Origin of the sequence: Rhodococcus sp. WY5, assembly GCF_018588185.1 — a bacterium.
GTDB classification, from domain to species: Bacteria; Actinomycetota; Actinomycetes; order Mycobacteriales; family Mycobacteriaceae; genus Rhodococcus_F; species Rhodococcus_F qingshengii.
The window spans coordinates 3,657,521-3,680,060 of the sequence record NZ_JAAMPR010000001.1 but is presented as its reverse complement, the minus strand read 5'-3'; the positions used below and the strand labels follow the sequence as shown (position 1 = coordinate 3,680,060).

Sequence of the window (22,540 nt, the reverse complement as noted above, 5' to 3'; positions counted from 1 at the left end):
ACGGATACCGTGGACGTGTGCGAAGACTGAAATTCCTGTTGCGGCCCGGTTGGTTGGTACTGGCAGCTGTGGTCGGGCTCTTCGCCTACCTGTGCTTCACCGTGCTCGCCCCATGGCAACTCGGCAAGAACACAAAGACCGAGCACCGCAATGATCTGATCTCGAACTCGATCAACGCGGAGACCGTGCCGATCGGTGACGTCATCGCCGATTCGACGATCGCACCGGACGACGAATGGCGAAACATCACCGCGGCAGGCACCTATCTGCCCGACGCCGACATCCTCGTTCGACTGCAGTCCATCGAGGGCGCACCGTCGTACGAGATCCTGACGCCTTTCCTTCTCGACGACGGCCGCACGATCCTCGTCAATCGCGGATACGTTCGGCCGATCAACGGCGCCGAGGCACCGCCCATCGCCGCGCCGCCGACCGATCCGGTCACTCTCAACGGTCGCGTGCGTCTGTCGGAAGGCACCGCGCCCGGCCGAGTTCCGATGTTCGAGAACGGCGCGAAACAGGTCTACTCGATCGACGCACAACCTATCGGCGAGTTCATCGGAACGGACCTGATCGACGCGTACATCCAACTCGAACCCGACCAGCCCGGCGGCCTGGGGACGATCCCTCTCCCCCAACTCGATGCAGGCCCCTACCTCTCGTACGGGTTCCAGTGGCTGGCGTTCGGCATCATGGCGCCGCTCGGACTGGCCTACTTCATTCGCGCGGAGTGGCGCGAACGTCGCAAGGAGAAGGCAGCTCAAGCAGCTGTCGACGGCTTCGCAGCGGACGACGCCGCTACCGAGACGACCCCGGAAGCGCCGGTATCCGCGCCTGCCGCACCCCCCGCCGAACCGACTCGTACCTTCAGCCGTCGCAAGAAGCCGGAGCCGGAATCAGTGCCGCTGACGGCGCAGGAAGCCAAACTTGCCGATCGATACGGCAACACCCGCTGAAATACCCGCTGACACCACAACTGCACTGATCTGCACCGCCGACGAAAGCCTCGACGCGCGGCGCAGATCGTTCGGCGTCGGCACAGCCCCGCGGCCGAGGACGGGACGCATCTCCACCCCGTGCGCGTACTCGGTCCGACCACCCAACGAAATGCCCAACGCCCCTGCCGCCGACGCTTCCGCGACGCCCGCATTGGGGCTTGGATGAGCCGCTGCGTCGCGTTTCCACGCTGCCAGTGATTCCTGAACCGAGCCGCCTACCACCGGTGCACACGCAGCCGTCAGCGCACCGGTCAGCCGAGCGGGGACGATGTTGACCAGGTCGTCGAACCTCGCCGCAGCCCACCCGAATCTGCGGTATTTCTCGGAGCGGTAGCCGATCATCGCGTCGAGGGTGTTGGCGGCGCGGTAGACGAACAGACCCGGCACGCCCGCAATTGCACCCCAGAACATTGCACCGACGCTTGCATCCGAGGTGTTTTCGGCGACCGACTCCAGCGCTGCACGCGTGAGGCCCTCCTCGCTCAGTACCGATGGATCGCGTCCACACAGTGAAGGGAGAAGCTCGCGCGCTTTCGTCAGGTCGCGATCGACCTGTGACGCCTCCAATCGAGCGGCCATGTCGATGCCGGTGCGTGCAAGCGACGTCCCGCCGAGCACAGCCCAGGTAGCCATCGCTGTCGTACCCGTGACGGCCACCCAACCGGCCCGGCGCGACACTTTTTCGGCTGCGAGCCCAAGTCCTGCGGTGCCGGCCAAGAGCACGGCAACATGAAGTGTTCCGGCCGCGCGCGAGTCCCGGTAGGACATCTTCTGCAGCGCGATAGCCGCGGTTCCGAAGCCGGCAACCGGATGGAACCGCCCCGGATCGGCGAAGACCCGATCCGCGACGAAGCCGAGGAGAAGCCCGGCAGCTCGCGCATTGAATCGAGACTGGGACGAACGAACCGAAATCTGCACGAGCGTAGTTGTAGCAGCGACGCTCGTTCTCTGGCCAACCGTCACGTGTCTGCACGAGCCGATCTCTACCCGTCCCAGTCGATCGTCAGGTAGATCAAGCGGTGCATTCGGTTGATTTCCCAGACACGGGCAATCCCGGTCGCGAGTGCGTCGCTCTGGGAACGAACCCGGATCGTCTGCCCCGCGAACAACGCAACACTGAGACTGGGCATCTCGGCGATGTGTATGTGCGGACGGGTGGGATGCACGCGCGTCGGGTCGACGGCTACTTCGATCACAGAACTGGACATACGTCCAGAATGTCGTATCGCGGACAATTCGTTGTCGAAAACGAAAAACCCCGATCTGCATCGACATGCAGATCGGGGTTTGAATTCTTCGGTGGGCGCGGAGGGTTTCGAACCCTCTTCCCGCACCCTACGTACCTGCAGTTTCCCAGCTTGACCCACTCTGAACTGGGATAACGTCCACCGCCTTCACCCCGATTCACCCGTACTTCACGGGCGATTGTGGGCAGAAAGTGGGCAAATTGTGCGCACGCCGTCCGGCGAGGAGCGACCAGCTCCCGCGCGCAGAAATCCCCTCGAAGGTGGTCAGACCAACGAGGGGATCTACCAGCCAGGAGATCACCCCGGCCATGAGAATTCTTTCACGCCTGCCTGACGCCACTCCCGCGCGAGCTACCGCCGTTGGCGCAGTCGCCGTCACCGCTCTCGCATCGTGGATGAGCTTCACCGCGCTGTCCGATCTCGCCACGCACAACGGAATCGCGGACAACCAGAGCGCAGCATTTCCCCTGATCGTCGACGGCCTCACGATCGTGTCGACCGTCGCCGCCGCCACCCTCACCAAAGGTTGGCCGCAGGCCTACGCGTGGATGCTGCTAGTGCTCGGCACCGCGGTCTCCGTCGCTGGGAACTCGGCACACGCCGTCACCAACGGAGGTGGCCCGATCGCGGTCGCCATTTCCGTCATCCCGCCGCTCGTCCAGCTCGCCAGCATCCACCTCGCCATCACGCTCGCGCACGAGGAATCGCGTCGCACCCCCATGACGTCCGCGGCACCCGAGCCGATCTCAGAGGAGACCGACGAGGAGCTGCTCGCCGCCGCTTGAAACCGCCCGGCCGGTAAACCCGACGCGTTGCCACTTGGCCCCCGACCGCATACGGTCGGGGGCTGGCGGCGCATGTCTCCGGCGCGCCGTGCGCGCACCCGAGATCCTCCCGGGCACCCCCCGCCCCTACACCCCAGACATCACGGACGACCAGACCAACGGTCCGTCTGCAGCGCGGCGCACGTGCATGGCGGCGTTCGAACCATCTCGCCACACTCTCGGCAATAGTGCGTCCGTTGGCCACCGTTGATCGCGGTGGCACAGGCACACACCTCCCACCCGGCGATGCTCGCGTTCACCCCAAGCGTATGCCCGTTCGGGGTACCTGCACGGTGCAGTCTCAGTCGATCACATTGGCAATCATTCGCACACGCGTTCGAAACTTGATACGGTGCGCCTTGCCCCGGCGCGGAGGGAAGCCGCCCGGGGCGCCACCGTCTCCCGCCTCCAGCCCAGAGGGCATGGTCAGCCAGATCGACACCACGAAACGCGGTACGAACATGGCAACCTCCTAGATGATGCCCGTTCGCCCGAACAGTCGCATCGGTAGGTTATAATAATTTTCCGCCGAAAATTGGAGGCTATATGTGCAGCGAGTCGGAAGCTCGTCGCATCATCGGATCTGATGGTGCCGAGCAACTCATCGAGATCATTCAGGGCGGATGGAAGGAGTACATCAAGGACGGACGCGCACGCCGGTCGACGCCCCGTGCGAACGTTGTCTGGGACAACATGATGGATCTCGCCGAGTCTGGGTTCGCCGCGCGAGACGATGTTCGAATCGTTCCGAGAAACCAGTCACAGGCGTTTGTCCTGAAGGAACGCCTGCTCCTCCAATTCAAGTTGCTCGATCAGAACTTCCGGCCGCGGAATATCCAGACGCGAACCCGACAGCGCCTGGCGGAGTCTGGCTACTTCGACGACATGCCAGAAGATCTCGCGGTCGTCACGTGCGGTTATCGGCTCGATGCAACCGAATCGGAGATTCGCACTATCCGTGCGGTTCGCCACGTGAATAACGCACTGGAGTGGAGCATCGACCTCGAGGAACTCGCGGCCGGCGTCCTCGCCCCCGCATCGCCGATCTTCGAAGACATCGATCCCGGTGTGGCCGTCCCACGTGCACTTCCGACAATTCGTCCGCAGCGTCGCAGGGAAGAGGGTGACCAGGGCTAATGACGTTCAACTTCCGCATGGTGACCCTCGCGAGAGACGCCGTCGGGTTGACGCAGACGGCTCTGGCCCACCAGGTCGGTGTTTCTCAAGCCTTCATCTCGAAGATCGAGAACGGTCTCGAAATCCCGACCGACGAGTTGCTCGAACGGTTCGCAGATGCCTGTGGCGTCCCCGCTGCTTTCTTTCAACAGGAGGAGCACACTCTCGGCGAAGGACTTGTCGACCTCTACCACAAGAAGCGACTGACGCTCCCCGTCAAACCGCTGAAGAAGGCCAACGCGACCGCCAATATCTGTCGACTGGAGGCAATCAGACTTCTCCACACTGTCGACTTCGAGGACGCAACACCTTTTCCCGAGTTCAGTGTTGACGAGTTCGGCTCACCCGAACACGTCGCGAACGCAACGCGCGCACTGTGGCGAGTACCAGCGGGACCGCTTCCAGATCTGATTTCGCTGATCGAGGCGACGGGCGTACCGGTGTATACCGTCGATCTTGGTCACGACAAGTTATTCGCAATGTCAATGCCCGGCACCGTCGGCCGCCACGTAATCGTCATCAATAATCGCCTTCCAGCATCTGCACAGCGGTTCGCGCTCGCACACGAACTGGGCCACCTCACGATGCACAATGGCCTATCCAGCGACGAAATGGAGCGTGAGGCGGATCGTTTCGCGGGTGCACTTCTGATGCCGCGCGACGACATAAGGCACGACCTCCGCGATCTTCGCTTCTCATCCTTGGGGAGCCTGAAAATGAAGTGGCGGGTGGCGATGTCCGCGCTTATCTATCGGGCACACGAGATAGGCGCGGTCGACGAACGCCGATATCGAAATCTCAACATCCAACTCTCCACGCTCCCTGGCGGTCGGCGTCACGAACCCGGCGAACTCGCAGCCGAAGAGCCCCGGCTCCTCCGGCACATCCTCGGTACGTACGAAGACTCGTTCGGATACACGCGTGAGGAACTGGAAAAACTCTTGGTGGTCACGCCGGAGAGGCTATCCGTCGACTACTTCGGCGAGGAGGTGACGAAATTGAAGCCGGTGAGCGTCAATCGGCGCCTGCATTCGGTTTCGATGCCGCGATAGTAGAAGTGCTGATACCCCGCCTTCGCGAGGTGGCCGTGGAGGACCTTCGTGCCGCAGGCCGGGCTTGGTGGGCACTTGGACTCGGCGCCACTGATCATTGATATTTCCTACTGGGATTGTTTCCGCTATACGTGGCGACAGTGCGTGCGGGTGCCCACCACAAGCTGCGGTCGCGCTCCCATAGAACTCGCTGGCCTTACGGTAGGCATCCGGGGAGAGCCGGCGCCGTTGGAGTATCGGTCCGGACAGTGGGCTCGAAGCTCTAGGGTGCCGGCACTTTCAAGCCTGTTCGATGTTTACGCGGGCCCTTTTGTTGTCTAGAGCGTCGCGTGGTATGAAGCACCCGTGATCCGGGTCCCATAAACACGCAAGGTGACATATACAGCGACCGCCATCCTAGTAGTGGCAATCTTCGTTCTGGCCGCCGTCGTGGCGATATCGAATGGATGGGGTGCCTCAGAAATCGGATCCGCGTCGAGTTGGTTCGCCGCGATCACGACGACTGCGGCTGTTGTGGTGGCGTTAAGAAGTAGCCACGTCGCCAGGATCTCGTCCGAGCGAGCAATCACGACAGCTGATGATCGCGCCGAGGAAGAAAGGAAGTATAGTCATCGCCGCGAAACAACGAAGGCGGTAGCGGAGCTTTGGGCAACCACGAGGGCGCTAGATGCGCCACTCTCAAGATATTCCGCCCAGGTGCTGACAGGTCAACCCCTCATGGAACTTATTGAGACCGGACACGACAAGGAGCATGACGCCAGGCTTCGTCTGGACGACGCATTCATGTCCTTTGAGGCCAAACTTTTCTATGCCAAAGCGATCGCTCTTGAACCGCACCTAATCGCGGAGTTAAGAATTCTCGAGGCGCAGATCGATGCGCTGCGTGAGCGGTTGCATAACCTTCCTGAGGTTCGAAGCATCGATGCTAAGCGGGAGATCGACGATGCTTTCGGCAGGATCATCGCCCGCCAGCACAATGCCCTAGAGACAGTACGGCGATACTTGCCCCTTTTGCGTGGCGCCGAAGAAGAGCGTCGCGCCGAGGAGCAATTCATCTCCAAACACTGGGATGCGAGTTCATCCTCGGAGGCCCGTCTGGATACGACGTAGATCGCCTAACCCTCACTCACGACGACTAACTCGACTTGACGCTTTCAGGATCGATGAACTCCTCACCGAGGAGAATAGAACGTGCGCGCGCGGTAAATCCCGAATCGAGGTCCGAAGTAGTCACGAGAAATTCCACCACGTCTGCTGCTAATTTAGCAGCGAGTTCGTCATATAGAGCACCCGTGTCGGTCGGCGCTGAGATTTTCTCCTTCAGAGCGGTGGAAAAAGCACCCACCTCAAGCAAACGCATTGCAGAAATCAAATGCGCAGGCCGACGGTGCAAGCGAGCAGTGAGTTCAAGCAAACGGGGATAGTAAGTGGGAAGCGGATCAACGTAGACCTCCTGCGGAATCGCCCCCTCCTGCCGCAGATGTTTCAGCATCGCCGACAAATCCTTCTTCTCAGCAAACCCGATCGGCCCACCCAGGATGTATTGCGATAGTCCGAGGTCAACATCGCTGATGTAGGCTTTGCGAATATTCTCGATCGCATGAGTAAGACTTAGAGTATACAACCAGGCGAAATCTATAACCAAGGAAACGTGGCGAGGATTTCTCGGTGAGAGCAGTTTATTTGCCAGGCGCAGTTGCTCCACAATCTGCGTGAGACTTCGATACTCTTCGCCAACCCAATAGTCAAACTCTCGATAGTCGCGCAATTCCCTCAGTCGTCCATCAAGATCACTAAAGGCGTGAAGCACCTTTGCAGTCTTGTCACGATCGAATAGCCATGCGACCGGTTCGGAATCCAGCGGAAATTCGCTGGGATGGAGCGCCTCTACCTGAGCCAATTCCTTGCTATTCAATGCCGTTATATGAAGGCGATTCGCGAGCTGTTTCGCCGCTTGCGTAACATCAGTCTCGCGCAACATGTATGCGGCATCGGCAGCGAAGAAATCCGCCACTCCACGGACCCAAAACATCCGACCCGTGGACCCCTTCGCGGTGGTCTTACAATCGACGATGGCACTTTCAACTCGGTAGCCACCGGATATGGTAAGACCTAGAACGTCAAGATCCGTAAACGACTCCGCAGCCGCCGACCGACGAGAGTTCGACGTGTTTGCAATTGCAACCCCGCCTACGCTGCGGAGTTGAACATCGATGCGCGTCGTATACCCCATTCGCCACAGCAACCGACGCGCCGCCACTTTGAGCCCCAAATCGAGTTCACTCACCGCGCACCTCTCCCCAAAGCCTTGTCAACTACGCCCTGCCATGACTTATCGTTGACTTTCGGCTTACCCTTCATGTGATTGAGTGTCTGCATTGGCGCAGTGTAGGGAAGGCCCAGTTCCAAAGTCCTCCGCGCTTCTTCCCCGCCCCCTCGCCCTGCTATTTGCTGGCCTTTAGATAGTAGGTCTCGTGCGATTAGTAACGCCTCCCTATTATCAGGGGTGTCGATAAACATGGGTGTCACCCAACTTCCCCCTTGCCTCAAGTCCGGCGCGAAAGCGATAAGGCCGGCGCGGTGCATGAGTCTATACTGTCGTTCGTGCCCTGAGTGTGGCTGGAGGAACCCTCTATTTGGATCGAGAAGTTTATCAATAACATCGATCAAGCCGCTCAGCGAAAGGTTATTGTAACCGCCGAAATACTGCCCACAACGGAGGCATGCGACTACCGCGAGAGCCTTCTCTAGAACCGGTTTTCTCGACTTCAACAACTTTGGGTCGAGGCTGTAGGGGAGGGTCGCAAAGGGCTGCAATGCCCCTCCCGGCAATTCGACGGCGGGCGCGAGTATCAGCCCCCTGCTAACCGCATCAATCAGCACTGTGTTTGTCGCGTCAACAGGGAGGCCCTGCTCGCCACCAACAGCCGCGAAAGCGTCCGCTATCAGCGCGGGTCCGTGGTCGCGTATCAACTCAGCCAGCAGCGCCGGATTCTCGAAACCAAAGAAGGGCGAGTAGGCAACTAATCCTCCCGAAACTTCGATTGTCTTTATCAACTGCGACTGAGATCCGATTTCAATGAGCTTCGGGATGTCCGCAGAATCGAGGCCAGCTCGGCTCGCAAGCTCCTCAACGGGGATTGGAGCGTCTGCCAAGCGATCCACAGCGATTACCATTTGCTGCTCTAAGTCCGTCGGCTTCTTGTCTCGCCAAGCCTCCCCTAGGCGCGCATACAAGTCATCGTAGAACGGAACCGTTTCAGTAAATCGGACAACCCTGTCGGAGTCGTACACCACGCCCTGAAGGAAGCCGACGTCCGCAAGGGATTTGACCACTTTGTCAAACGCGTACGGATTCACATCCAACTGCTCCGCGGCGACTGCTCGAAGTGCCTGCGCGTCGCTAACGACGTCCAAGCCACGAACGAGCGCGGCCACGCTGGCAGCCATTCCGATCATTTGGGTGTCGGCGAGTGGAACCAGCACTCCCGAGTTCGGATTGACATTCCGGAGTCCAGCATGAACGTCTTGACACCGCAATCCCTCGTCAAACTGATCCACTGTGTGTGCCTGGCCCTCTCCGCTCGACGCTTCGCTGGGCGTTAGATTAGATCACCGATAGCGAGACTGATCACCGCGACGCGCTGTGTCGTTGTCGCCGTTCACGAGACAATCTGTACTAGCAGATGATCGAGTGCCACCGATGGGTTCAACTAGCTTGAGTCGTTCGTCACTCATGTTCGGAGTACGTAGTCGGGTCGCATCGTCGTGGGATTCGCGATACTCGCCGATACATTCAGACAACCTATACCGCGCGTCCGGTTCGTCTGGTTTGATGCGCGAGTGAGGAAGATGATTACGGTCGGTGCCGCCATGTGCACCCTTGCTGTGGCCGGATGTAGTTCAAGCAACGGCTCCTCGACGCAGAGTTCGTCGGTCACATCGGCTGCCCCGGCCGCGTCGACGGCAGCGTCGACATCGACCACGACTGTGCAGGCAGCGCCAGTCGACAAATGCCCCAACCCGCTGGCTATCACTGACCCAGTATTCGCCTCAGCGGTTGCGTCGGTTCAACTTCCGAACGGTGCGCGCGTCACGACCGGACGACTGAGCAAAGACAGTGGTCACCCGGGAATGCAGGCTGCCGCGATCGACATTTGCGATCCCTCGGTCAAGTCAGCAGATGGAATCCGGCAGATCGCAACGCTGTACGCCAAGGCGCTCAAGGCCTCGCCGATTTCCGAATCGCTGTTCGCGGTCTACGTCGCGAGCTACTACATGGAGAACGACAAGGTAGTTGGCGAGGTCAAAGTGAAGGATCCCGACTTCCAGCTCCATCTCTGGAACGGCAAACCGTCGCCTACCGCAGAGCTGAAGACTTGGACAGTGGTTACGGAGTAGTTGATAGCGTGCGGATAGGTCGTACGCAGCGATACATTCAAACGATCGATACCGAGGTTCCAGTTCGCCTGGGATGATGCGCGGGTGACGACTCCGACTCCCCCAGGCTGGTATCCGGATCCCTCGAATCCAGCGACCCTTCGGTACTGGGATGGATTCCGTTGGACCGGGGCTACGCAGCCTGCTCCACCGCGCATGCAAGCGCAGCCTTTCGCTGCTACGCCTCCGAAGAACCCCAAGCCATTTAGAAACGCAGTACTTGGTGTGTCGGGGGCTCTGGTCGGTGTTGTCATCATCGGCACAGCCCTCACAGGAGGGGATGAACCCTCGTCCAATTCGGCGCGCACATCAACCACCACTCAAGTCCAGCCAGCTGGTACGGATGCCATCCCGCCGACTACCGGGGCAGCGACGTCGACGGCTGCGCCCGCGCACGGGTTCGGAACCGAAGTCCGTGATGGCAAGTTCGCGTTTGTGTTGACCGACATGGAATCTGGGCTGTCCACCATCGGACGCGAATCGTCGATGTTCAGCGAGAAGGCCGAGGGCCAGTTCGTGGTCGTGCACGTGGACGTCACGAATATCTCGAAGCAGCCCCAGTACTACTCCAGCCTGAATCAGGTATTGGTCGACGACCAGGGACGCGAGTTCACCAACGACAGCTCGGCTGAGTTCAGTCTCGACGGCGACGACGAAGGCGACGGGGATATCAACCCAGGCATCACACGCTCGACGCGAGTCGTGTTCGACATTCCAGTCGGAACCGTACCAGTGGCTCTAGAAGTGCACGACTCGATGTTCTCGAATGGGACGCGGATAACTTTCCAGTAGACGGACGATCCGACCTCCTCGCTACTGATGCTCCCGCCCACTCGTGGCCGCATGCGTCGCTCGCTGCAGTCCACCAGGTGGCGCCTCGCAGGTTTGGAGACCACCTCCATCGATGTAGCTGACTCGCGTCGACTACGGCGACGCCGCTGAAGCTCCCCCTCGGTGATTGACGACTATTCGCAGTTCGTCTGGAGTGAGCCAGACGGGACGAGCGCGATGGATCATTTGGTGACAGTTTGCGCACAACAGCACGAGGTCATTGAGGCTGCTCTCGGTTTCCCCCGAAAAGTGCAATGGAACTACATGATGGACCTGGATATAGCCATCGCCGAGCGACTCATATGTCGCTTCAAAGTCAAAGCCACAGACTTCGCATGAGATGTCACCGCGGATCCTCCTCGACTGTGCAATTTTGTCGGCACGAAGACGCGGGTTGCGCTCGCGCACTTTGACCAGGCGCTGGAGGACACGGCCCTCCACAGCGGCGACAAACTCGCTCATTCCGGTTCGTTTCAGATCCTCGTCATTCAGGTCCGCGTCTCCAACCTCGCCAGACCGGGCAAGGGTACCGCTGCCGCGTAGGGCCAGTGCTAACGAGTGCATCTTGTAAGGGTCGGCAACAAAGGCGTCGACGACGCGCGGAGCGAGTCCGCCACCCCTAGTCGCGGTTCTGGCGTACTCCGGATGGACGGTCCGAAGGTCTTCCAACTTACGGTGCACACTGCTGGTGCTCCGGAATCTGGGCACATAGATCGCGTAGTCCCACTGCGATCGCAAGAAGGTTGACAATTCGGAGACCCGCGGATCGTGTTCCTTGATCTCACGCCACGCGTTCTCGTAAAGCAGGCCACAGGCGAGGACCGTTTCGTCCCATTCCCAATCGGCTTTGCCAGTGACCTCGAACTCAAGCTCACGGAGTCGATTCGCGATGCGAACTCCACCCGAGAAGTCACCCGAACGGACTTCGTGTCCCGTGGCATCGCCGTATGCAATACCCGCGATCGCCTTCGAGTCGTACGCCTGACCCCCATACAGCAAGAAGTAGTCGTACGCTTCACTGAAGCCGTGCATCTTCAGGAAGGCATCCCTCCCCACTCGGTCGCACTCCGCGATGGCCGCGAGCACGCCGGCCCTCGTCAACTCTCGCGTGATAGCAGCAATGCCCACCATCCGTAGCCCCCTGAAGTCCCGCCACCGCCATTGTTTACAGCTTCGGCCGAAGCCGCTTTATCTTCGCATCGATCAACGCCATGGCGATTGCTCCCACTTCGTCGTATAACGATTCAGCGACCTCTCGCAGATCTCCCTCGGGCCGATAGCCGTACTGCTCGAGGAACGCTTTCATGCGCCTGTGCCGCTCGGACGCATGTTCACCCGCCCGCTGAAGGATGAACTCGCGCCAGTCGCCGCCCTGTTTCTTCGCGTTGCACGGGCCGCACGCGGGAACGACGTTCCCCCACGCGTGTAGTCCGAGCCCACTCTTATTCATCGGGATCAGATGATCTTGAGCTGTCGCCGGCTCGACGTCGCAGTAGCAACAGCGCCCACCGAAGAACTCCTTGACCGTCGCGAAATCCTTGGCCCCCGGTATGGCAGCAATTCGCGTTCCCGGTCATACTCGGCGCCCATCTCTTGAAGGAAGATCCGCAATGCCGTGTTCGCAATATCCGCTCTGCCCCTGGCCATCTAGCGATCGTACGGCCAGGCCGAGTACGCAGGCCGCTCCCCCCGCACACACCACAAGTCCTCAAGATATTCAATGCCGTGGTCGAAGAAGCACTCGACCATCTCGCAGTTCCACATCGTGATGTCGATCAGTTCGTCCATGCCCGGTTGGACGCAGTCGGGGCGAGTATGGTTCCGTCGCAAATGCCCCCTTCGGCCGACGGCCTCGACAGGCCCTCAAGCCATACGTCGTCAACATCTCGTGACTGACTACGCGTCTATTCGGCGTGCATGTTAGATGCGACTAAGGACTTGGCGCACAGACTCGCCGGTGTGCTCAAGTTGGTACGAATTGAGAATGGAACGACTCGGCTGCTTCGTTCCGGCGATGCGATTCAGCAGAGCGCAAACGAGAAGCCACCTGCCAGTCGTCGCAAAGGCGCGAAGCGCTTCGGGATCGATGACGTGCGGCGTGTGATGCTTGGTCCCATTGTAGTGAAGCGTGAACTGTTCGGCCCAGTTGGCCGTCGAGCCGACCCACTTCTCGAATGGACCTCCGACATGGAGCGCAAGGGCCTCGGCGAAGCTCTTGCTCCTTCCCTTCTCCGCCCAAGCCGCAACTCGCCGGTGTGCAGCAACCCACAATTCGATGGCAGAACCCACTCGAATTATCGCAGTTTCGATCGTGTCCGGGCCGTTGCGGTAGGGCGTCGACACAGTATCGACAACGACACGATGATCTCGCCGGAGATTGGACCACCGCGCCAGGCCGGCTACTCCTCCGAGATCTGCTAGAGAAACCAAGGGACGGGGTCGGCCGCTCGCCAGTATTGCCCCTTTCGGGGTGTACATTGCCCGCCGATTCCACAGAAGGGGGCTTCCTCCACCGACCCCAAGCAGGCCGGTCGGTGCGGGTGCGGATGCGACGAATCCGCGGTTGACCAGGCTTAGCAGGTCCTGAAAATCGAGTAGAGGTTCGATGAACTGCCCAAAGGCGCGCGCTCGGACTGCCGAGACCTCCACGTCCAGCCCAGTGTGCACGGTTACCGCGGATGGTCCAGAATCAACGAAGTCCCAATAGCCCTCGACGGAGAGCGCCAGGCTGGAGTGGAGACTGCGCTTCGAGACCTCACGCCGAGTAGGACGCAGTTCAAGTGTTGCACCGCCATGCCTGGCCGACGCGGTGGTCGGTCTTGTGAACGAGTTCATCCCTGCCCATCCTCCGAAGCCTGGGAATCGCAATGCCAACGACTTCATCCGGGCCGTCTTAATCTCATAAATGTCGATTCCCGAAGCGACCGAGTCCGCACGAAACCGGACCACTGAAGCACTCCCTCCACCGAAGTTAAAGGAGCCACCGGTTTGCGGGTGAACATCCAGCAAGATGGCGGCGCCGTGCGGCGTCGACAGAACGAGCATCGGAGGGGCCTCGGCGTTCAATAGCAGTGGGCCCTCCTTGATCGGATTTTCATCGAGCGCCTCGAACTCAATATGCCCTTCTTCATGACGACGGACGTATCCCCGCAGAGGGACTTGCTCAAGGTCTACCTTTCCAGTGCCCTTGTACGACCAGCCAAAGGCAGTCGAGCCGTTGAGTATGGCGTTTTGAACTTCCAACGGAGATGCCACGTTCAGGTCCTCATGTTCCTTGCGGACGCCGGGGGCGCAGTTGATGCTCAGAATTTTGGCACAATCGTACAAATCCGTATCACAATATCGACCAATTCGATTTGTCGACTCGGAGGCGGCAGTGGCTCCCAAAACCAACCCGGAACGGACACCGGAGCAAGCCGGCCAGCTTGCGGGCATTGCAATCGGCGCCTTCTGCGATCAGCACGAGGGGGAGATCCCCGGCCGGTAATCGGCAGCTATTGAAGTGCGGGGTCAGTGTAGATCCTACGGGTTTGGCGGCGGTCCCGCTCTGCTGGTTGCCCGTTGGCGCACCGAGTAGAAATGTCGCGTTAACCCTGTCCATCTACTCTGCCGACGCGCACCACTCGCAGGCCCTATGGGGTTGTGCGCAGACCTCGCCGGCTCCCCCGAAGTTGCCGGCGGGGTCACCTGCTGTCGGGATACTCGCGGCTACCGCATTTCTACAACTGTCCCCAAGTCGTGGACGTGCTCTTCTGCCGGGGCAATCGTCGCCGCGATGTCGCCGCCGACACCATGCGCGAACGCAGTCCCTCGGCTTACCGCAAATGCCCGATTGGACACCGACACCGCTGGTGTCGCCCGCCGTTCATCGATGGCATCCATGGCGACACCTTCAGCGCTGCTACCCGCATCTCGACGTCACGTTCCCCAATTGCCTGCATTTCGGGTGCATGGGGAAATGGACCGCGGACGGCATCGAGATCGATGGCACATCGAACCAAGCTGAACGCCGGTGCACCCTGACCCACGAGATCGTGCATCTCGAACGAGGCCCGGTCCCCGACGACCCGCACCTTGCCTTGAAGGAAGAGCGGATTGTCGAATGCATCACAGCACGCAGATTGATCACCATCGAGAAGCTCGTCGACGCTCTTGTGTGGTCGCGGCGTGTCGATCACGAGACAGCCGAAGAACTGTGGGTTGATCTGCCAACCTTGCAGCACCGCATCCGTGATCTGACCGAGGGCGAGCGTCGATACATCAGCCAGGAGCTCGAGCGGCGGTCCTGATCACGTCGCCCATCTGGCACCAAAGGCTCGCCCCCGCGCCCATACGAGGTGGGCGCGGGGACGAATTGAATCTCCAGATTCGATAGGAAGTGTAGCTATGGACCAGCATCAACGATCGAGACCGGCCGGGTAGTGGCCACCATCAAGCCGTACGAAACGGCGAAGGGGAAGCGCTACCGAGTTCGATACCGCAAGCCGGACGGTAGCCAGACCGACAAGCGCGGCTTCACCACCAAGAAGGCAGCCGAAGCATTCGCCGCCGAGGTCGAGGTCGACAAGCTCAAAGGCCAATACATCTCCCCCACCGACGCGCGCACGACGGTCGGCGAGCTCGGGCCGGGATGGCTCGCCCGGCAGCGAGGGCATCTGAAGGAGTCCGCGTATCGACCACTCGAGGTGGCGTGGCGGCTGCGGGTCGAACCGCGGTGGGGTGAGGTCCAGCTCGGCGACATCCGGCCGAGTCTTGTCCAGGCCTGGATCACGGAGCTCGGCCGCGGCAAGGGGGACGTGAAGTCCGTCGGCGCCACCGTCGTCATCCGAACGCATCAAGTTTTCGCCGGCATCCTCGAGGACGCAGTCCGCGACCGGTTGATCCGTTCGAATCCAGCCCGTGGGATGAAGCTGCCCACGCAAGCCGAAGAAGCGCCCCGTCTACCTCACACACGAACAGGTTGACGCTCTCGCCCGAGAGTGTGGCGAGCACTCCGATCTCGTCCTGTTCCTGTCGTACACCGGCGTGCGGTGGGGCGAGGCCACAGGGATGAAGGTTCGGGATCTCAATCTGCTGCGCCGGCGCGCCACGGTGGATGAGAACGCGGTCGAAGTCGGCAGCGAGATCATCGTCGGCACGACGAAGGGCCACAAACGGCGGACTGTTCCGCTCGCCGACTTCCTCATCGCGATCCTCGCGAAGCGGTGCGAGGGCAAGTCTCGTGAGGATCTCGTGTTCCCGAACGAGGACGGCACCTACCTTCAGCGCTCCCATACCGAGTCCGGGTGGTTCGACAAGGCTGTCAGTGCCGCCGAAGTTCCACGGGTCACCCCGCACGATCTGCGGCACACTGCGGCATCCCTGGCGGTATCGGCCGGTGCGAACGTGAAGGCGCTGCAGAAGATGCTCGGGCACGCGTCGGCGGCGATGACGCTCGATGTCTACGCTGATCTCTTCGACGACGACCTGGACGCCGTCGGCTTGGCACTCAGCGAAGCCCGTACGAAATCAGGTGTGGGCAAAAAGTGGGCAGAAACGGAAAGTGAGGGAACCGCCTGAGCAAAGAGAAGGCCCCGACCTGCATCGGAATGCTGATCGGAGCCTCGATCCTGGGTGGGCGCGGAGGGTTTCGAACCCCCGACCGCTGGTGTGTAAAACCAGAGCTCTACCACTGAGCTACACGCCCGAACTCCCGGTGAGACCCTCACCGGGAGTGCTCTAAGACTCTAGCGCGGCAAGCGCATTTGCCCAAAGTCCGTGGTCACGGGCTTCTCCGGGGCCGTTCATCTCGGCAAAACGAATGATTCCGTCTTTGTCGATGACAAAGGTGCCACGATTCGCGAAGCCCAACTTGTCGTTGAACACCTCGTACTTCTGAGCGACCTCACCGTGCGGCCAGAAGTCCGACAGCAAGGGAAATGTGTATCCCTGCTCGGCCGACCAGATCTTGTGAGTCGGCGAAGCACCGACAGAAATCGCGAGAATGGCGGTGTCGTCGTTCTCGAACTTCGGAAGCTCGTCACGGACCTTGCAGAGTTCCCCCTGACAAGTCCCGGTGAAGGCCAACGGATAGAAGACCAGCAGAACGTTCTTCTTACCGCGGAAATCTGCGAGCGAAACTTCCTGGTTGTTCTGGTCCTTCAAGGTGAAATCCGGTGCCTGGGCACCAACTTCGAGAGGCATGTGCGATTCCTTGGGAAAGTGCGGAAAGGACCGGGTCAGCGCTTGTTGGCCGGACGAGCCTTCGGCTGAACCAGTCGACTTCCCGACCAGTCACCGAGGTTGGCTGCCGATGTCTGCGTCAGGCCGGCAGTCGGCGCCGATTCGGCGATCTCGCTGGGCTCGACGTGTCCGTCGAGACCGGTCTTGGGAGTGAGAACCCACACGAAGCCTTCGTCGGCGAGGGGCCCGATGGCATCCATGAGGGCGTCCACCAGGTCACCGTCCTCGTCGCGCCACCACAGCAGCACGACGTCGATGACCTCGTCGGAATCCTCGTCGAGCATTTCCCCGCCGATGGTTTCCTCAACCGCGGCACGAATGCCGTCGTCGGTATCCTCATCCCAGCCCAGTTCCTGCACCACCATGTCAGTGGTAATCCCGAGTTTCTGAGCGTAGTTCTGGGCATCCGCCGCGGCGACCACGGTGGGGTCCTCCTTTTGTTGATGGTGTGTGGCGACCCCGCACACCTACCGTTTGACGATCAATTAGGGAAAGCGAACATGGTCTGAGGCGTTAGCGCAAGCCGACCACGCCGAAAACTTTCACCAAAGATCGTCTTCTGACACACGGCGAACCTTACGCCTGCGGATTACCGCAGGTCACAGGGATCCACATTCATCGAAGATCGACTTGCGAATCGAATTGCTCGTATCGCTGATCGAATTGATTTCATCGGCCGAATGATCACTCTCGATCACGACAGCAGATGAACGTAGGTTCGCGGCCAATTCGGCGAACAGTCCGGAAAGTTGCGTCGGAAGTTCACTCGCGACCGAGTCGAACCACGAGGCGGTGTCCCTGGCCGACGAAGCAGCAGCGCTTGCTTCGGCTCTCAGGTCGGTCTCACCATGATTTCCGGCGTCGACGTAGGCGTTGAACGCGACCACGTCGTTTTTCGATCGAGAGACCGCTTCCTCACAGATCGCGAAAGCCGCCTCTGCCGCATCTGCCGCCGCTTTCGACGAGGACGCGGCGGCCATCGAAATACTCACCTCGGATTGGTATGCAGCCACGTGCGCTTCATTGGGTACTGCCGATCCGGTCACCGCCGCCGAACATCCCACGATCACCGACAGTCCCACTGCGATCGATCCGACCGAGACCCACGCCCCGACCCTGCCGTAATTGATTTCTTTGTTTATTTTTTCCCACCCCTTCATACGTTCCGATCGATCCCCCAAGCCTGTGACTACGGGGAACCATCACACCCCTGCGTCACGCCGAAAAACGCTACCCGAGAGTAACCAGAGGCGAGGTGTGCCGGACCGACCGGGATGGTGAAAGATGAGGTACGCGCCATATTCACGATGGAAGTGCGTCGGACCTAACAAGGCCTCGATCACCTATGTAAGGACGCCCCACCACGCGTCCCCAAACCAATGAGGAGCACACGTTGTCTGACCTGATCCAGGGTCCCGCGTCCGGGCAGAACGCCGATTCCGGCGCCGCCGGCGAGTCGGGTTCGCCCGCGTCGAATACGTCGGGGGGAACCGACGGTCGCGTTCGCGTCATTCGCGAAGGTGTTGCGTCGTACCTGCCGGACATCGATCCGGACGAGACCACCGAATGGCTCGAATCATTCGACGGACTTCTGGATCGATCCGGACCCACGCGTGCCCGCTACCTCATGCTCCGCATGCTCGAACGCGCCGGCGAGAAGCACGTCGCACTCCCCGCGCTCACTTCGACCGACTACGTCAACACGATTCCGACCGAAAACGAGCCGTGGTTCCCCGGTGACGAAGAGGTCGAGCGCCGCTATCGCGCCTGGATCCGTTGGAACGCCGCGATCATGGTCCACCGCGCTCAGCGACCGGGCGTCGGCGTCGGCGGTCACATCTCGACCTACGCCTCGTCGGCAGCGTTGTACGAGGTCGGCTTCAACCACTTCTTCCGTGGCAAGGACCATCCCGGCGGCGGCGACCACATCTTCATCCAGGGTCACGCCTCCCCCGGCATCTACGCACGCGCCTTCCTCGAGGGCCGCATCCCCGCGGAACAGCTCGACGGATTCCGCCAGGAGAAGTCCCACGCCGACTTCGGCGGCGCACTGCCGTCCTACCCGCACCCACGGCTGCTTCCCGACTTCTGGGAATTCCCGACGGTCTCGATGGGCCTCGGTCCGATGAACGCCATCTACCAGGCCCGGTTCAACCACTACCTCAACGACCGCGGCATCAAGGACACCACCGATCAGCACGTGTGGGCGTTCCTCGGCGACGGCGAAATGGACGAGCCCGAGTCACGCGGCCTCGCTCACGTCGCGGCAACCGAAGGCCTCGACAACCTCACGTTCGTCGTGAACTGCAACCTCCAACGCCTCGACGGCCCGGTCCGCGGCAACGGAAAGATCATCCAGGAACTGGAATCGTTCTTCCGCGGTGCCGGCTGGAACGTCATCAAGGTCGTCTGGGGTCGCGAGTGGGATGCGCTGCTGCACGCCGATCGCGACGGCGCACTGGTCAACCTGATGAACGTGACGCCGGACGGTGACTACCAGACGTACAAGGCCAACGACGGCGCGTTCGTACGCGATCACTTCTTCGGACGTGACCCCCGCACCAAGGAACTGGTCAAGGACCTCACAGACCAGGAAATCTGGAACCTCAAGCGCGGTGGCCACGACTACCGCAAGGTCCACGCCGCCTACGCAGCGGCCATGGCACACAAGGGCCAGCCGACGGTCATCCTGGCGCACACCATCAAGGGCTACACCCTCGGTAAGCACTTCGAGGGCCGCAACGCCACGCACCAGATGAAGAAGCTGACGCTGGACGATCTCAAGGCGTTCCGCGACATGCAGCACATCCCGATCTCGGATGCCGAGCTCGAGAAGGATCCGTACCTGCCTCCGTACTACCACCCGGGCGCGGACGCTCCCGAGATCAAGTACATGCTCGACCGTCGTAAAGCACTCGGCGGGTTCCTGCCTTCCCGCAACACCGATGCGGCGCCGCTCAAGCTCCCCGAGGACAAGACGTACGACGTCATCCGCAAGGGTTCGGGCAAGCAGGAAGTCGCCACCACCATGGCGATCGTGCGCATCCTCAAGGAACTGTTGCGCGACAAGGAAATCGGCAAGCGCATCGTGCCGATCATCCCGGACGAGGCTCGCACGTTCGGTATGGACTCGTGGTTCCCGTCGCTGAAGATCTACAACCGCAACGGGCAGCTCTACACCTCCGTCGACGCCGAACTCATGCTCGCCTACAAGGAGAGCCCGATCGGCCAGATCCTGCACGAGGGCATCAACGAGGCCGGTTCGACGGCTTCGTTCACCGCAGTCGGCACGTCGTACGCCACCCACGGTGAACCGATGATTCCGCTGTACATCTTCTACTCGATGTTCGGTTTCCAGCGCACCGGCGACGGCCTGTGGGCGGCTGCCGACCAGATGGCTCGGGGATTCGTTCTCGGCGCAACCGCCGGTCGTACCACTCTGACCGGTGAAGGTCTCCAGCACGCCGACGGACACTCCCTGCTCCTGGCATCCACCAACCCCGCAGCTGTCACGTACGACGCCGCGTTCTCGTACGAGTTGGCGCACATCGTCAAGGACGGCTTGCGCCGCATGTACGGCGGCACCGAGGGCGTCGACGGTTTCGGTGGCGAGAACATCTTCTACTACCTGACCATCTACAACGAGCCGTACGTTCAGCCGGCCGAGCCCGAAGGTCTCGACGTCGAGGGCTTGCTCAAGGGCATCTACCTCTACAAGACGTCCGAAGCATCCGGCCCGAAGGCACAGATCCTCGTCTCCGGTGTCGCGATGCCCGAGGGGCTGCGCGCGCAGAAGCTACTTGCCGACGAATGGGGCGTCTCGGCCGACGTCTGGTCGGTCACGTCCTGGGGTGAGCTGCGCCGCGAAGGCGTCGAATGCGAACGTCAGGCGCTGCTCAATCCGTCCGAGGATGCTCCGGTTCCCTTCGTCACCACGGCGTTGTCGTCGGCCCAAGGCCCCGTAGTTGCGGCTTCGGACTGGATGCGGGCGGTCTCGGACCAGATCCGTCAGTGGGTTCCCGGCGACTACACCACGCTCGGCACGGACGGGTTCGGCTTCTCCGACACCCGCACCGCTGCGCGTCGTTACTTCAACGTCGATGCCGAATCCATCGTCGTTGCCGTGCTGATCGGTTTGACAAAGGAAGGATCGATCGAGCGGTCGAAGGCCGTCGAAGCAGCGAGCCGATACCGCATCGACGACGTGAATGCTGCTCCCGAGCAGACCGGGGACACCGGTAGCGCCTAAGTCGTAGGGCAACAGTCCCAGCGATCGAAAACAGACCTACGCCCATCGCCGCGGGTGTCATCTCGACATCCGCTGCGGCGATGGGCGTAGGTTTTTCTCATGCCCGAACCTGATCCCGAGAAACCCGAAGAGGGCGTACGCCGCACTCGACCACAGTCGTCCGGGTTGCAGGCTGTACTCGCCCGCCGTCGTCAGGTTCGCGATCCACTTCCAGAAGCCTTGCTCCGCCGCGTCAAACAGTTCTCCGGCCGGCTCTCCACCGAGGCCGTGACCGTGATGGAGGAGCAGCTTCCGTTCTTCGACAGTCTCGACGCTTCGCAACGCGCCGACGTTCAACTGTTGGTGCAGACGTCGGTGGTGAATTTCCTGGAATGGCTGCGGCAACTCGACTCGGAGATCAGCTTCGGATACGAGTCGTTTCCGGTCATCCCTCAGGATCTTGCTCGACAGCTCACGCTGCGCCAGACCGTCGACATGGTCCGGGTGGCGATGGAGTTCTTCGAGAAATGGCTGCCGGCTCTCGCCCGCAACGATCAGCAGCTGATCGCGCTGACAGAAGCCGTCCTGCGCTACGGGCGTGAACTCGGTTTCGCAGCAGCGACGGTGTACGCAAGCGCTGCCGAGTCGCGGGGTGCCCTGGACACGCGACTGGAAGCGCTCGTCGTCGACGCCGTCGTGCAGGGAGACACCGGCTCGGACATGCTCTCTCGCGCCGCCACCTTGAACTGGGATGCCACGGCTCCGGCCACCGTCATCGTCGGGTCTCCCCCGCCGGACGAGCGGGTCTCGGTTGCCGGCACCGTCCACGCGACTGCCGCCGCGCACGGGCGCGCTGTTCTCGCCGTGGTGCAGGGTCCGCGACTGGTGATGATCGTCAGCGGCGAGCTGAGCAGTAAGACGGAAGGCAGCCAATTCCTTCAAGACCTGCTCATGAGTTTCGCCGACGAGCCGGTGGTGATCGGCCCGACGACACCCTCGTTGAGCGCAGCGCACTTCAGTGCGTCCGAAGCTCTGGCGGGAATCAAGGCTGTTGCCGGGTGGCGCGGCGCACCTCGTCCCGTTTTCGCGACTGAACTGCTCCCGGAACGGGCACTACTGGGAGACGCCGCTGCCGTGAAGGCTCTTCGCGATTTCCTCGTCGCACCTTTAGCTGAATCCGGCACAGTCTTGACCGATACTTTAGACAGTTATCTCGACTGTGGAGGTGCGGTTGAGACTTGTGCACGTCTTCTGTTTGTTCATCCAAATACCGTTCGGTACCGCTTGAAGCGAATCGCGGAAGTTACCGGCCGGGATCCAACGAATCCACGCGACGCATATGTACTACGGATCGCCGCTACCGTGGGCCGATTGACACAAATCGATCTCAAATCGAACAATTCGGTTACTTCAGTCACATCTTTAACATCCGGACAAACAAACCTGTAACCCCTGAGCGTCCAATTTCGATGGCCGAGCGCGACGTGGGATTTTGTGGGAATCCTACAAAACACTTCGCCAG

Annotated in this window: 22 protein-coding genes, 1 tRNA gene and 1 pseudogene; 12 read left to right on the top strand and 12 right to left on the bottom strand. The window is 60.9% G+C overall.

Translation table 11 applies throughout. The annotated features are described in order from the left end of the window. Positions 1 to 17: 17 nt before the first annotated feature. Positions 18 to 956, top strand: coding sequence for an SURF1 family protein (locus G4D79_RS17195; protein ID WP_081558010.1), 939 nt, complete (start codon positions 18 to 20; stop codon positions 954 to 956). Here G4D79_RS17195 and G4D79_RS17190 read toward each other — a convergent pair. Then, positions 897 to 1,916 carry a cobalamin biosynthesis protein gene (locus tag G4D79_RS17190; protein WP_083059260.1) on the bottom strand — a complete coding sequence of 340 codons (1,020 nt, stop codon included), beginning with the start codon at positions 1,914 to 1,916 and terminating at the stop codon, positions 897 to 899. The two genes, G4D79_RS17195 and G4D79_RS17190, sit on opposite strands and share 60 nt — an antisense overlap. Positions 1,917 to 1,981: 65 nt before the next feature. Next, on the bottom strand, positions 1,982 to 2,206 hold the full coding sequence (locus tag G4D79_RS17185; protein WP_050656439.1) for a hypothetical protein: 225 nt from the start codon (positions 2,204 to 2,206) through the stop codon (positions 1,982 to 1,984). A 347-nt stretch (positions 2,207 to 2,553) separates the two neighbouring features. On the opposite strand from G4D79_RS17185, the gene G4D79_RS17180 reads away from it, so the two are divergent. The 4 genes from G4D79_RS17180 (at position 2,554) to G4D79_RS17165 (ending at position 6,407) form a co-directional block, all read left to right on the top strand. Next, positions 2,554 to 3,030 (top strand): DUF2637 domain-containing protein, encoded by a 477-nt coding sequence (locus G4D79_RS17180; protein ID WP_083059141.1) that lies wholly within the window; start codon positions 2,554 to 2,556, stop codon positions 3,028 to 3,030. Between the two features lie 585 nt (positions 3,031 to 3,615). Beyond that, positions 3,616 to 4,206 carry a hypothetical protein gene (locus G4D79_RS17175; protein ID WP_083059143.1) on the top strand — a complete coding sequence of 197 codons (591 nt, stop codon included), beginning with the start codon at positions 3,616 to 3,618 and terminating at the stop codon, positions 4,204 to 4,206. Further along, positions 4,206 to 5,297, top strand: coding sequence for an ImmA/IrrE family metallo-endopeptidase (locus tag G4D79_RS17170; protein WP_083059146.1), 1,092 nt, complete (start codon positions 4,206 to 4,208; stop codon positions 5,295 to 5,297). Before G4D79_RS17175 ends, G4D79_RS17170 begins: the two co-directional genes overlap by 1 nt. 372 nt (positions 5,298 to 5,669) lie before the next feature. Beyond that, positions 5,670 to 6,407: a hypothetical protein gene (locus G4D79_RS17165; protein WP_139799853.1), complete on the top strand. Its 738-nt coding sequence runs from the start codon at positions 5,670 to 5,672 to the stop codon at positions 6,405 to 6,407. A 25-nt stretch (positions 6,408 to 6,432) separates the two neighbouring features. Here the strand turns inward: G4D79_RS17165 and G4D79_RS17160 are convergent, their stop codons facing one another. Together G4D79_RS17160 and G4D79_RS17155 are read right to left on the bottom strand one after the other, a co-directional pair. Next, positions 6,433 to 7,584, bottom strand: a complete 1,152-nt coding sequence (locus G4D79_RS17160) for a hypothetical protein (RefSeq protein WP_083059150.1) — start codon at positions 7,582 to 7,584, stop codon at positions 6,433 to 6,435. Then, positions 7,581 to 8,858, bottom strand: coding sequence for a hypothetical protein (locus G4D79_RS17155; RefSeq protein ID WP_083059152.1), 1,278 nt, complete (start codon positions 8,856 to 8,858; stop codon positions 7,581 to 7,583). Before G4D79_RS17155 ends, G4D79_RS17160 begins: the two co-directional genes overlap by 4 nt. Positions 8,859 to 9,140: 282 nt before the next feature. On the opposite strand from G4D79_RS17155, the gene G4D79_RS17150 reads away from it, so the two are divergent. Beyond that, complete coding sequence (locus tag G4D79_RS17150) at positions 9,141 to 9,698, top strand: hypothetical protein (protein WP_139799854.1); 558 nt, start codon at positions 9,141 to 9,143, stop codon at positions 9,696 to 9,698. An 84-nt stretch (positions 9,699 to 9,782) separates the two neighbouring features. After that, the gene (locus G4D79_RS34985) at positions 9,783 to 10,529 is read left to right on the top strand and encodes a DUF4352 domain-containing protein (protein WP_083059158.1); all 747 of its coding nucleotides are present in this window, start codon (positions 9,783 to 9,785) and stop codon (positions 10,527 to 10,529) included. Between the two features lie 132 nt (positions 10,530 to 10,661). On the opposite strand, the gene G4D79_RS35250 is transcribed toward G4D79_RS34985, so the two are convergent. From G4D79_RS35250 to G4D79_RS17125, 4 genes are all read right to left on the bottom strand, one after another. Continuing rightward, entirely contained in the window at positions 10,662 to 11,654 is a 993-nt protein-coding gene (locus G4D79_RS35250) for an HNH endonuclease (protein WP_214514263.1), read from the bottom strand. 79 nt (positions 11,655 to 11,733) lie between these two features. Beyond that, positions 11,734 to 12,018: a hypothetical protein gene (locus G4D79_RS17135; protein WP_083059162.1), complete on the bottom strand. Its 285-nt coding sequence runs from the start codon at positions 12,016 to 12,018 to the stop codon at positions 11,734 to 11,736. A 470-nt stretch (positions 12,019 to 12,488) separates the two neighbouring features. Then, entirely contained in the window at positions 12,489 to 14,003 is a 1,515-nt protein-coding gene (locus G4D79_RS17130) for a hypothetical protein (RefSeq protein WP_214514262.1), read from the bottom strand. A gap of 273 nt (positions 14,004 to 14,276) precedes the next feature. Further along, the gene (locus G4D79_RS17125) at positions 14,277 to 14,450 is read right to left on the bottom strand and encodes a hypothetical protein (RefSeq protein WP_172403511.1); all 174 of its coding nucleotides are present in this window, start codon (positions 14,448 to 14,450) and stop codon (positions 14,277 to 14,279) included. Positions 14,451 to 14,518: 68 nt separating this feature from the next. Here G4D79_RS17125 and G4D79_RS17120 point away from each other — a divergent pair, with 68 nt between their 5' ends. The 3 genes and pseudogenes from G4D79_RS17120 to G4D79_RS35240 all read left to right on the top strand — a co-directional run. Further along, on the top strand, positions 14,519 to 14,857 hold the full coding sequence (locus G4D79_RS17120) for a hypothetical protein (protein ID WP_242430835.1): 339 nt from the start codon (positions 14,519 to 14,521) through the stop codon (positions 14,855 to 14,857). Positions 14,858 to 14,989: 132 nt separating this feature from the next. Continuing rightward, positions 14,990 to 15,532, top strand: a complete 543-nt coding sequence (locus G4D79_RS35245) for an Arm DNA-binding domain-containing protein (protein WP_308252589.1) — start codon at positions 14,990 to 14,992, stop codon at positions 15,530 to 15,532. A 37-nt stretch (positions 15,533 to 15,569) separates the two neighbouring features. Beyond that, positions 15,570 to 16,127: pseudogene (locus tag G4D79_RS35240) on the top strand (tyrosine-type recombinase/integrase); the annotation flags it as partial. A 55-nt stretch (positions 16,128 to 16,182) separates the two neighbouring features. On the opposite strand, the gene G4D79_RS17110 reads toward G4D79_RS35240, so the two are convergent. From G4D79_RS17110 to G4D79_RS34590, 4 genes are all read right to left on the bottom strand, one after another. Then, positions 16,183 to 16,254: transfer RNA gene (locus G4D79_RS17110), tRNA-Val, on the bottom strand. Between the two features lie 32 nt (positions 16,255 to 16,286). Next, positions 16,287 to 16,751: a peroxiredoxin gene (locus G4D79_RS17105; protein ID WP_003941619.1), complete on the bottom strand. Its 465-nt coding sequence runs from the start codon at positions 16,749 to 16,751 to the stop codon at positions 16,287 to 16,289. Between the two features lie 35 nt (positions 16,752 to 16,786). Continuing rightward, complete coding sequence (locus G4D79_RS17100) at positions 16,787 to 17,212, bottom strand: DUF3052 domain-containing protein (protein WP_003941575.1); 426 nt, start codon at positions 17,210 to 17,212, stop codon at positions 16,787 to 16,789. A gap of 177 nt (positions 17,213 to 17,389) precedes the next feature. Continuing rightward, on the bottom strand, positions 17,390 to 17,950 hold the full coding sequence (locus tag G4D79_RS34590; protein ID WP_250887538.1) for a hypothetical protein: 561 nt from the start codon (positions 17,948 to 17,950) through the stop codon (positions 17,390 to 17,392). 233 nt (positions 17,951 to 18,183) lie between these two features. On the opposite strand from G4D79_RS34590, the gene aceE reads away from it, so the two are divergent. Further along, entirely contained in the window at positions 18,184 to 21,039 is a 2,856-nt protein-coding gene (gene aceE / locus G4D79_RS17090) for a pyruvate dehydrogenase (acetyl-transferring), homodimeric type (protein ID WP_214514261.1), read from the top strand. A gap of 99 nt (positions 21,040 to 21,138) precedes the next feature. Then, positions 21,139 to 22,467 (top strand): CdaR family transcriptional regulator, encoded by a 1,329-nt coding sequence (locus G4D79_RS17085; RefSeq protein ID WP_003941635.1) that lies wholly within the window; start codon positions 21,139 to 21,141, stop codon positions 22,465 to 22,467. The last annotated feature ends 73 nt before the right edge of the window (positions 22,468 to 22,540 follow it).